Origin of the sequence: Pseudomonas frederiksbergensis, from assembly GCF_017114915.1 — a bacterium.
In the GTDB taxonomy this organism is placed as follows: Bacteria; Pseudomonadota; Gammaproteobacteria; order Pseudomonadales; family Pseudomonadaceae; genus Aquipseudomonas; species Aquipseudomonas frederiksbergensis_I.
Window position 1 is genome coordinate 130,977 of record NZ_JAAUOE010000011.1, and the last position, 11,081, is coordinate 142,057.

The window sequence follows — 11,081 nt, forward strand, 5'->3', positions numbered from 1 at the left end:
GTGAATGAGTAATCACTATTCGTGCCATCACCTGCCTGTCGTGAACTAGTCCTCCCAGTATTTGAACAATACGCTGGCATTCACCCCGCCAAATCCAAAGCCGTTGGACATCGCGTAGTCGATGTTCATCGGCCGCGCCTGGCCATGGACGATGTCCACCCCTTGCGCCGCCGGATCCGGGTTATCGAAGTTGAGTGTGGCCGGTACCACCTGATCACGGAGCGCCAACAGGGTAAAGATCGCCTCGATACCGCCCGCGGCGCCGAGCAAATGGCCGGTGGCTGATTTGGTCGACGTTACCGCGATGTTGTTGTCCGAGCCAAACAGCGACTTGATGGCTGCCAATTCCCCAAGATCGCCAACCGGTGTCGAAGTCGCATGAGCATTGAGATGCTGCACCTGCGCCGGCGAAATGCCCGCCTGAGCCAATGCCAGTGACATCGCCCGTCGCGCACCACTGCCATCTTCAGGCCCCGCGGTCAGGTGATAAGCATCAGCGCTGGTGCCGTAACCGACCAGCTCGGCCAACGGCTGAGCCCCGCGTGCCAAGGCATGCTCCAGGGATTCGATCACCAGCAGGCCCGAGCCCTCGCCCATCACGAAGCCGTCACGCCCACTGTCGAACGGCCGCGAGGCGCGTTCCGGGGTGTCGTTATAACCGCTGGACAAGGCCCGCGCCGCCGCGAACCCGCCGAGGCTGACACGATCGATCGCCGCTTCCGCACCGCCACACACCGCAATATCCGCCTCGCCACAGCGAATCAGCCGCGCCGCGTCACCAATCGCCTGAACCCCGGCCGCGCACGCCGTTACCGGCGCCCCCAAAGGCCCCTTGAAACCGTGCTGGATCGACACATGGCCCGCCGCGAGGTTGACCAGAAACGAAGGAATGGTGAACGGCGACAAACGTCGCGGACCACGGGTGTCGGTGGTGCGCACCGCCTCGGCAATCGCGCCGAAACCACCCACGCCCGAACCGATAATGGTGGCCGTGCGTTCCTGGGCATTGGCGTCCTGCGGTTGCCAACCGGCCTGCTCCAGTGCCTGACGCGCGGCTTCCATGGCGAACAGAATGAAGCGGTCCATCTTTTTCTGCTCTTTGGGCGGCGTCGCCAGGTCCGGGTCGAAACCCGCCTCGGCATCTTCGGCCAGAGACTGCACCGCGCCACCGACCTTGGTCGACAGATCGGCAACCACCTCCTCCGGCAGTACCCGCAACCCGGAGCGCCCGGCCAACAGACGCGCCCAAACCGCTTCGACACCGCTACCCAACGGAGACACCAGGCCCATGCCCGTGACCACCACTCGACGATGACTCATAGCGCAAATACCTCAAGCCGATTCATGAGGCCTCACTTGTAACGTGAGGCGGCCGTGCTTCTGGACAGATTAGGCGCCATCGCATGACGCGCCGCCATAAAGGCCTCCCACTCGGAGGCATTCGGCAACGAAGGAATAGTGATCAACTCACCTTGATCCAGACCCGACAACGCCGCGTCGACCATCTCCGCCGCCTCCATGACCATCTCCTCCGGAATCTGGGTCGCATCGATACCGGAGCGCTCCCAGATTTCAGTGCGTGTTACACCCGGCAACACCGCTTGCACCTGGACCCCGGTGCCTTGCAGCTCAGCGTTCAACGACTGAGTCAGGCTCAACACATAAGCCTTGCTTGCGCTGTACGTCGCGTTGAACCGCTCAGGAAACAACGCCACCACGGATGCAATATTGACGATCGTCCCGCGACCGGCCTTGGTAAAACCGGCTGCCGCCGCCGAGGCCAGCCGCGTCACCGTGGTGACGTTCAGCTGAATCAAGCGTTCCAGCTGATCCATGTCCGCGTTGGCGAGCAAACCATCCGCCGCAACACCGGCGTTGTTCACCAGCAGGCTGATGCTCGAATCGCTGCGCAGGCGCTGCTCAAGCTTCAGCACATCATCCTTTTGCGTCAGATCCGCCTTGAGCACCTCCACCTGAACACCATGCGCGGCGCGCAACGTGCTCGCCGCGGCCTCCAGTCGTTCCTGATCACGGGCCACCAGCAATAAATCAAAACCACGTGCCGCCAAGCGCTGCGCGTAAATCGCACCGATGCCGGAAGAAGCGCCGGTGACAAGGGCCGTACCTTGGGTCTGGACAGAATTCATGACAGTGCTCCTGGGAGGATGCTAGAAGGAAGGCGAGCGCCTGAGTATCAGAGCGCTTCAGCGAATGACGAATTTATTATAGGCATAATTTGATCGCCATATGATAGCCGTAATTTTTTGCATCCCGATGAAAGGTGTCAGATCGCCCGTGTGGCAATAAGCAAAAAGGCCGGTCAATGACCGGCCTCCATGGACTTACAAGCTTAGTTCACTTCCAGCTTCTCGCGATTCTTGTCCAGAATGGCTTTGCCGATCCCTTTCACTTCCAGCAATTCGTCTACCGACGAAAATGGCCCATTACTTTCACGATACGCAACAATCGCCTTGGCCTTCGCCTCACCAATACCGGACAACTCGCGTTGCAGCGTCGGCGCATCGGCTTCATTGAGATCGACCTTGCCGGTTTGAGCCTTGGCGGCAACGTCCAGCATCAAGGGTGCCTTGGCAGCCTCTGGCGCAGCCGTCGGCGCAGCAATGGCCGCAATGGAGGCGCTGGTGAGCAGGGCAAAAACCAGAGAGTAGAAATAGCCAGTACGCATATATGAAGCTCCATGACATCGATTGGAAGAAGCAGCTTTTCCGAAGCTGCTTCCCAAACTTAGGCGATGTGATGGAGCTGTCAAAAGTGTGTCCGTTACAGGATGTGAAACAATCAGGGCTCGAGGCGGCGTTGCTGGTGGATCCAGTCGACGATTTCCCCATCGGGGGTGTAGCCGCTGACGGTTTCGCGCAGAAGCTGGCGCACGCGGGTGTAATCATCCCGCTCGACGGCGAGCAGCAACTCAGTCAGACGCCCCTTGAGCACATCCCAAGGCAGATGATCTTCGTTGGCGCTCATGATCATTGGGTGTGGCGTCGCGGCAACATTATCCCCGATCAACAACTCTTCGTAGAGCTTCTCTCCCGGGCGCAGCCCCGTAAACTCGATCGAAATATCGCCCTGGGGATTTCGCTCGGACCGGATGCTCAAACCGGACAGATGAATCATCTTCTCCGCCAGTTCGACGATCTTCACCGGCTCGCCCATGTCGAGCACGAACACATCGCCACCCTGCCCCATGGAACCAGCCTGAATCACCAACTGCGCGGCTTCGGGAATGGTCATGAAGTAGCGGGTGATTTTCGGGTGAGTGACGGTCAGCGGGCCGCCGGATTTGATCTGGCTATGGAACAGCGGGATCACCGAACCGGACGATCCCAATACATTGCCAAAACGCACCATGGTGAAACGGGTCTTGTTGACGCGCGACACGTTGGCCTTGTCGCCAAACAGCACCGGGGCGATTTCCCGACTGAGGGCCTGAAGGGTCAACTCCGCCAGACGCTTGGTGCTGCCCATGATGTTAGTCGGCCGTACGGCCTTGTCGGTGGAGATCAGCACGAAGTTGGCGACACCCGACTGCAAGGCAGCCTGAGCGGTGTTCAGGGTTCCGATGACGTTATTCAGCACACCCTCGGCAATGTTGTGCTCGACCATCGGCACATGCTTGTAAGCGGCAGCGTGGTAGACAGTGTCCACCCCCCAGGTCTTCATCACATCGAGCAGTTTATGCGGATGCCGGATGGAGCCGAGAATGGGCAGCAACTTGACCGACACCGACTCACGGCTGGCGCGCTGCTCCAGTTCCGACAGAATGCTGTAGAGGTTGAACTCACTGTGCTCAAACAGCAAAAGCGTGGTCGGGCCCAGCGAAAAGATCTGCCGACACAACTCCGAACCGATCGATCCGCCGGCACCGGTGACCATCACGGTCTTGCCCTTGATACAGCGCTCAAGCAAATCAGCCTGGGCTGGCACGGCATCACGACCCAGCAAGTCCGCAATATCCACTTCCTGGATGTCTTCAACCTTGACCCGACCGCTGGCCAGGTCGGTGAAGTTCGGAACGCTTCGTACATGAAGCGGAAAAGCCTCCAACAGATTGAGAATTTCCCGACGTCGTGCGCGAGTAGATGACGGTAGGGCCAGAAGGATTTCCTGGGCACCGGTGACGTCGATCATCTGTTGAATGTGTTTGGGTTTGTAGACCTGAAGGCCTGAGATAGAGCGATCGGAGATGCTTGGGTCGTCGTCGATGAATGCCACAGGGCGCATCACCCGGCCCATGCGCAGCGCAGCAACCAATTGATTGCCTGCCACGCCCGCACCGTAGATCGCGACTTTGGTCAGGCCGTCGTCGCGGCTGGTGAACGGTACGTGCTGGGCGGCGGTGAACCAGTCGCCCATGAAGTACTGGCGCATGCACAGGCGTAGGCCGCCGATGATGACGAGGCTTAGCCACCAGTAGTTGAAGATGATGGAGCGCGGGACGACGGTTTGGTGGTTGCTGTACCAGTAGACGACGAGTGCCAGGATCAACGATGAGAGGCTGACAGCCTTAATGATAGCTATCAGGGCATCGTTGCCAAAATAGCGCATAACTGCTCTGTACATGCCGAAGCGGATGAATAAGGGAATGGCTATCACAGGCGCGCAGGCGAAGAGCCAGAAATGAACCTTCAAGGGGTTGTACATGTCCTCTACGCCAAGACGAACGATGAAGGCAAGCCATAGCGAGGCCCATACCAAAAAGATATCCGTCGCGATTTGTATCAATCGTTTCTGTCGACGAGGCAAATTCAGCAAAATGGTGCGTAATTTATCCATAAATCTCAACCGATGAGGTTTGATCCTACTCAAAGACCTGCAACTGCAGTGAGAAGCAAGCGGGAATCTTTCCCAAGAACTTTCGAATACCAAATTAACGCTGGGCAGATCTGGTCTCCAACGCGCCTTCGAGGCACCTACCGGCATTAGCGATGTGTAAATATAAGCTATCAATGCGACGACTGCACTGTAAGCGCTCTCCAGCACACATTCTATTGCGCTCCCCCCTGACGCCCGATGCAGTGCCCCTCCCCCCAGAAGCCAGCAGCTCAGGATTCCCCTTAACGCCAAAGTCAGGTCTCATCACGGCTGCGGGCTCCTGAAATAGACGGGAGCACAGGATCGTACATCAAAGGCTGAATGTGGATATGCGCTCCATAAACCCATCCTTAGGTAGGTGGGGTTCATGGATCGCATACGAAACAGGCAACGAGTCCTACTCGCCTGCAACACAGCAGCTTGGTCGCCCAGACAAAGATCAAATCACGTGAACGAAAGCGCAAAGACGATGGTGGTGCCGAGGACGATGAGCCGTTTTGATCTGCACCGAAAATACCCTGCCGCGTGAATACATGCGGTGGGGCTTGATGCCTCTTCCACCGGGACACGACTGCTAAGCTTATCCACAATTGCTGATGCAAAAATCAGCAATCCGCCCTGGGTCAATTTTCAATCGGCAGGGTGGGTCAGTTTTCAATCAGCGCCGACATCCAAGAATCAAAACAACTAAAGTTCAATATCCGCGCATTCAAAGCGGCTGGCCCAAGTATTATCAGCGATAAACGCAATGCTGCTTCCGCAGGAATCCCGATATGCCATTGCCGCGACGACCTTATCACCGATATCGCTAGGCGACTTGCTGATAAATGTCCCTGCCGCTTCTTCGCGAAATTTCATCTCTCCGAAATCCGTTGAAACGACCGGCAAGCCAAGTGCCCGGTATTCATAGTATTTGATCGGGTCGACGGAAATGGTCAGCTCACTTTTTTTGAAGGGAATGAGTCCGACATCAAACTCACACATCGCTGACAGGGCAATATCGTGAGCGCAAGGTGGCAACATTTCGATATTCGCAGGCAACTCAAAAGGCGCCGGCGAAAACACTGGACCGATAATGCGAATGACGTCGCCCGAACGAAGCCTGGCCAGTGTTCGAATCCAGTCCCAGTCAAACCATGCCCCAACCGTCCCGACGTAGCCGAGAACCTTTCGCTCCCGCTCTGCGCCAACGTTGCGTGGAGGGGGCAGCAAAGCATCATCAAGCGCGTTCGGGACGAAAGAGATGCTTGCCTTTTCTTGCGACCAACGGTTTTTCAAAGCGGTGCTCGAGACCCAGAGCTTTTCCACGGATTGGACCAGTTGGCGCTCCCGACGCGCCATTGCCACCCGAGAAAACCCGGTGTAGAACGCCGGAAAGTCATCCATTGCATCGTAGATAGAATGCTTGGGATTGAAGGACTTTAAGACCTTCAACGCTAAAACTGAAGGTTTTCCAACAACGATCAGAGGCTCTTGCTTGCCCACTTGCTGCTTCGCCTCGTTGATCAGCGGCCCCCAAAGGCCGCTGTTCAACCATCCGGATCCAGGAAGCGGTTCAATGGGAAGCGCACGTGGCGACAGCAATTTCAGCCATTGCGGCACGTTGACCTGAGCCTGCTGGTTCGTCCCTGAGCGCTTCAAATCGCTCAGTTTGGGAAATCGCGTTGGATAGGGTTCGATCCAGATTACTTGTCGCCCGGTGCGCCGGTGAAACCACTCGACAAATTTGTGAGGGCGCTGAGAAAAACTCGCCCACGGAACAGGCGACAAATAAATCAAACTCATCAGTTGAAGTACTCTCGCAGCGCGTTGACGATGCGCTCTGCGCCATGCCCATCACCGTAAGGAGAAACGCCACGGGCCATCTCGCGATAGGCCGTCTCGTCGTCCAGCAAGCGTTGAGCTTCATTCACGATTGCGTCGTAGTTGGAACCAACCAGTTTGACGACCCCGTGCTCCACTGCTTCCGGACGCTCGGTTTCTTCACGCAGCACCAGAACCGGTTTACCCAATGCAGGCGCTTCTTCCTGCACACCACCGGAGTCGGTCAGAATCAGATAGGCACGCTTCATGGCCGCCACGAAAGGTGCGTATTCCAGTGGATCGCACAGTACGAAATTGGCAACCGGGCCAAGCAGTTCGTGAGCAACATCCTTGACGTTAGGGTTTGGATGCACCGGATACAGGAACTGAACGTCCGGATTGTTTTCGGCCAAGGTGCGCAACGCACGGCAAATATTGAGGAACGGTTCACCGAAGTTTTCACGGCGGTGCGAGGTCACAAGTACCAGCCGCTTGCCTGGATCAAGTTCAATCCCCAGTTCCAGATCCTTGGCAGCCGTCATGAGCAGTGCATCGATCACAGTATTGCCGGTGACAATGATGTCGGCGTCTGGAACGCCTTCACGCAACAGGTTCTGCCGGGAGCCTTCGGTCGGCGCAAAGTGCCAGCGGGCAAGTTTGCCGGCAATGACGCGGTTGGCTTCTTCCGGGAATGGGTTCTGCATATCCCAGGTGCGAAGCCCGGCCTCTACGTGACCAATAGGGATTCTGTGATAGAAACAGGCAAGGGCAACGGTCATTACAGTCGTTGTATCACCCTGAACCAGAACGATCTCCGGCTTCTCGGCGCTCAGTACATCATCCATTTCCAGCAACAGGCGCGCAGTCAACGTGGTCAGGGCCTGGTTTGGGCGCATGATGTTCAGATCGATATCTTGTTCAATACCGAAAAAACTCATGACCTGGTCAAGCATATGGCGATGCTGGGCTGTGGCGAGCACCCGCACATCCGCCCAAGGCTCATTTTTCAACGCCAGAATGACCGGGGCCATTTTGATCGCTTCCGGACGAGTCCCAACAACGCACAGTATTTTTCGTTTCACAAGAGTTCCCACAAATTAGTTATTAGCTTTCGAGACTTTGGAGCTTTTCTGCATAGACAGCCGCTCTGACGTCCCAGCTGTTCTGATCAGCCAAGGTACGTAGCCGCTCAGGATACGCCTGGTCATTGCAGGCATTGAGGGCTTGGCGGATCGCCGCGGTGAGCCCGGCAGCGTCGCCACCGGAGAAAACCTCTGGATAAACCGTGCACTCGTTCATATCGGCAGTCACAACAACCGGCTTCTCAAGCGCAAAGTACTCATAAAGTTTCAGAGGAGATGTAGATCGCGCAACATCGCCCGGCTTGAACGGAATGAAGCAGGCGTCAAACAAGCGGGCGGACGCAGGTAACTGGGCATAGTTGACCGGACCAAGATAAAGCACATTCGCGCGCTGCGGCAACAACGGGACGCAACCGCTATAGTCTGGCCCGATAAACACGAACCCCACATCCGGCATCCCCGAACAAACCTGCTCGATCACCTCGTACCAGAGCCAGGGGGCGATGGCACCAAAGTAACCGACTACTTGTTTGTAACGGCCTCTGAATTCGGCAAGTGCCTGGGGAACAGTGGAGCCTGGTTCCTGAGACGCACGATAATGACTAACGTCTACGCCGTTCGGGACGCAGACACAACGCCTGTCCCCACACTCTGCCAACGCTTCGTTGTGTAGCGCCGTAGCCGAGGACACGATGACATCAGCCTCCCCTTCAAATGCTGCAGCTTTCAGATCAAGCAATCGACGGATGGCGCCCTTGCCACCGGAAATCGAGGCGTCTATATGGTCGATGTACTCGTAGACCACCCGGCCCCGAGTACGCGCGGCCGCCATAGCCTCACGAGTGGCCAAAAGCGAAGTGCTGTAGAAGCAACGCACCGCATCGGGAATGGCATTCACGGCCGCATCATTGGCGATCCATACATTCTCGGCGACTTGCCTGAAACCCAGGACGTCATCACCCGTTGTCTGAAAAACAACCAGACAGTTGAGACGACCCAGCGCCATTGCCATGTGATGAGGACGCTGAAACAGCGTTATTCCCCAATCGACATTCGCTTCGAAAATGATGACAAAGCGATAACTGGCCGCGTTCAGCACCTGACTCTGAAACTCGGCGCCTGTCAGATCTCCGGCGCGAATCGAAGTGCGCCCGCTACGGCTGCGCAGCCAGCGAACAATCGCATGCCGAACACCGTGCAGCCGGTTACGCAAGGTAGCCGGCAACAACCAGAAACAACGGCGAGCCAGTGAGTGCACTGAAATACGTGAACGATTGGCCATTTAACCGAGCTTCAGCGCAAGAGGTTCACTCACCTGGAGTGTTTGGCCACGGATCAGTTGCTGGACGAGGTTCACGTAACTTTGATAAGTGCGCTCCTTGTCGAGTCCTCCAAGTTCACTTTCCGAGAGTTGCGGACGAACGCCATTATTCAAGGCACGCAACATGGCTTCGGCCAGACGCTGCTCAAACTGCGCGTTGGAGCGCATTTCGGTAACGCTACCGGTGAATTGCGTCATGTCATAAACAGGATCGACGAGTTCAATACCAGCATGCTTTGCAAAGTGTGACGCAGAACCAACGTTGGACATGGCAACCGGGATATTAGCCTTGATCGCCTCAAGCAAAGTCAGTGGCCCACCTTCGAAAAAGGTCGCTGAGGTAAAAGCATCAGCCATGGCCAGGTATTCATGAACGTTGGTCGCAGAACCGCAATATGTCACGCGATCCTGCAAACCATGCGCCTCGACATAAGCGACCATCTCGGCGAGCAACTGCGGCTCGTAGACCGGTCCGAGAATGAGCAGGCGAAGCTTGTCACTCGAGCGTGCCGCAATCTCGAACGCCTTGATGGCGCCCAGATGATTTTTCTGATGATTGATCGACCCGATGTCAATGAATGCAAATTCATCGTCGGCAATACCATACTGCGCACGCAAGCGAGCACGGGCGGCGTCCCGATCCAGTTCGTCGAATGGCTTGAAGTCAATGCCGCTGGGAATGACAACGCAGCTCTGTGCGGGAACGCCCAGACGAGCAACGCTGTAATCCTTCACTTGCTGCGATACCGCCACCAAGGCACTTGTCTTCTGCGCTACCGAAGCAAACTCCTGACGCTGCTGATCGTTGAACCACATGTAAATGTTGTGGATGACCTGCACAAACCCGATGCCTTTTTCGCGGTAGACATCTGCGCCACTAAACGAGTAATGAGCCAATACAAGTTTGGGTTGCAACTTGTCGATCAACTCACCATGGGATTGCGTCGAGTAAGGACGGCACACCACCAACTGCCCTGCATCGCGAGCCCGCTGGACCGCAGCGCCCTGAGTACCCTGAACAAGCAGCACAACACGCAGCCCGGCCTTGATCATTGTCTCATTCAGATCAAGTACAACATTTTCCAGACCGCCAGCCTCAAAGTTATCAACTTGAACCAGGACGTCGCAGGTCGGCAGAGTTTCATGCGCAACGTCGTACGCAGGGTTAACGTCTACTGTCTGGACCAGCGGTCGTGACTTTCCCAGCACTGGACGCAAAACGCGCCAGACCTTGCGTGCAGCACGCCCCTGGAGGGTGCCCGCAGGCAGCACGCGCCGCGCGATGTCGGCAACGAACTGGCGCACATTTACCTTTCGCATATTCAGCTTGCACGTGTTACGAACCGGCGGAGTGAAATAGGCAAAAATCTGGTCGGCACCCGTCTGGCGCACTTCCTTCAATCGCTCGTACACCGAAAGGTTCGCTTCTGCCAACGCCACACGCTCTGCTTCATCAGGCAAATTCCCGGCAAGGAAATTCTCCAGAGTGATGTAGCGCATCCCCAACGTTTTGAAATCACCAATGTCTTCGCAGTCGACGATAGGCACGATACCCATTGCAAGGTATTCAACGAGCTTCGTCGGGCAGGCCGCACGGTTGACGATAATGTCTTCCCGAAGGATGAAACCGTAGTGGCATTGCGGATAAAGCGTCATCAGTTCAGCGTGGGTTTTACCCTCGACAGTCACAGCCCCCAGCAACTCTGCCGGCAGCATGTCTTTGACAATCTGAGGCTCCGGGCAATAAAAGCGATGGTTGCACTGATCGGCAGTCCGGACGATTGCATCAATCATCTTCGGAACCTGCTGCCACTTGTGCAGGCCACCTGCATAAACCACAACCGGCTTGCCATCGATAAGCGGACGGGTTGCGTGTGTCGGGGTGAAGCGAGGGAAGATCGGAAAAGAAACCGAACGTGCTTTCAGTGCCCCTCGAAACTTCTGCTGAAGATAGTTCTTCATCGCTTCTGTTACAACGATGACGATACCGGCTTTCTGCACGGCAAGCCGCTCTTCCTTCTCGTAAAGAACAGCACTGAAGA

At 56.4% G+C, this 11,081-nt stretch carries 8 protein-coding genes and 1 pseudogene; 1 reads left to right on the plus strand and 8 read right to left on the minus strand.

Annotated features, from left to right (window positions below; all coding sequences use genetic code 11):
• Positions 1-45 precede the first annotated feature (45 nt).
• The 4 genes from fabF to HCU66_RS11245 all read right to left on the minus strand — a co-directional run bounded on the left by fabF (position 46) and on the right by HCU66_RS11245 (position 4,794).
• Positions 46-1,320 (minus strand): beta-ketoacyl-ACP synthase II, encoded by a 1,275-nt coding sequence (gene fabF / locus HCU66_RS11230; protein ID WP_205888550.1) that lies wholly within the window; start codon positions 1,318-1,320, stop codon positions 46-48.
• A 32-nt stretch (positions 1,321-1,352) separates the two neighbouring features.
• The gene (locus tag HCU66_RS11235; RefSeq protein ID WP_205888551.1) at positions 1,353-2,147 is read right to left on the minus strand and encodes an SDR family NAD(P)-dependent oxidoreductase; all 795 of its coding nucleotides are present in this window, start codon (positions 2,145-2,147) and stop codon (positions 1,353-1,355) included.
• A gap of 203 nt (positions 2,148-2,350) precedes the next feature.
• Positions 2,351-2,686, minus strand: coding sequence for a ComEA family DNA-binding protein (locus HCU66_RS11240; RefSeq protein WP_205888552.1), 336 nt, complete (start codon positions 2,684-2,686; stop codon positions 2,351-2,353).
• A gap of 113 nt (positions 2,687-2,799) precedes the next feature.
• The gene (locus HCU66_RS11245) at positions 2,800-4,794 is read right to left on the minus strand and encodes a polysaccharide biosynthesis protein (RefSeq protein ID WP_205888553.1); all 1,995 of its coding nucleotides are present in this window, start codon (positions 4,792-4,794) and stop codon (positions 2,800-2,802) included.
• A gap of 419 nt (positions 4,795-5,213) precedes the next feature.
• Here HCU66_RS11245 and HCU66_RS11250 point away from each other — a divergent pair.
• A pseudogene (locus tag HCU66_RS11250) lies at positions 5,214-5,334 on the plus strand (AAA family ATPase); the annotation flags it as partial.
• Between the two features lie 186 nt (positions 5,335-5,520).
• On the opposite strand, the gene HCU66_RS11255 reads toward HCU66_RS11250, so the two are convergent.
• The 4 genes from HCU66_RS11255 to HCU66_RS11270 all read right to left on the minus strand — a co-directional run.
• Positions 5,521-6,618, minus strand: coding sequence for a glycosyltransferase family protein (locus HCU66_RS11255; RefSeq protein ID WP_205888554.1), 1,098 nt, complete (start codon positions 6,616-6,618; stop codon positions 5,521-5,523).
• The gene (gene wecB, locus HCU66_RS11260; protein ID WP_205888568.1) at positions 6,618-7,718 is read right to left on the minus strand and encodes a non-hydrolyzing UDP-N-acetylglucosamine 2-epimerase; all 1,101 of its coding nucleotides are present in this window, start codon (positions 7,716-7,718) and stop codon (positions 6,618-6,620) included. The genes HCU66_RS11255 and wecB overlap by 1 nt, the downstream gene beginning before the upstream one ends.
• Before the next feature lie 22 nt (positions 7,719-7,740).
• Positions 7,741-9,000 carry a glycosyltransferase family protein gene (locus HCU66_RS11265; RefSeq protein WP_205888555.1) on the minus strand — a complete coding sequence of 420 codons (1,260 nt, stop codon included), beginning with the start codon at positions 8,998-9,000 and terminating at the stop codon, positions 7,741-7,743.
• Positions 9,001-11,081 (minus strand): glycosyltransferase (locus HCU66_RS11270; protein ID WP_205888556.1); only part of this gene is annotated, 2,081 nt, incomplete at its 5' end.

Bases quoted from the DNA above. Each gene is read 5' to 3' on its own strand.
- HCU66_RS11245 (WP_205888553.1), bottom strand. From the start codon at position 4,794: ATGGATAAATTACGCACCATTTTGCTGAATTTGCCTCGTCGACAGAAA.
- HCU66_RS11240 (WP_205888552.1), bottom strand. From the start codon at position 2,686: ATGCGTACTGGCTATTTCTACTCTCTGGTTTTTGCCCTGCTCACCAGC.
- HCU66_RS11235 (WP_205888551.1), bottom strand. From the start codon at position 2,147: ATGAATTCTGTCCAGACCCAAGGTACGGCCCTTGTCACCGGCGCTTCT.
- HCU66_RS11265 (WP_205888555.1), bottom strand. From the start codon at position 9,000: ATGGCCAATCGTTCACGTATTTCAGTGCACTCACTGGCTCGCCGTTGT.
- fabF (WP_205888550.1), bottom strand. From the start codon at position 1,320: ATGAGTCATCGTCGAGTGGTGGTCACGGGCATGGGCCTGGTGTCTCCG.
- HCU66_RS11255 (WP_205888554.1), bottom strand. From the start codon at position 6,618: ATGAGTTTGATTTATTTGTCGCCTGTTCCGTGGGCGAGTTTTTCTCAG.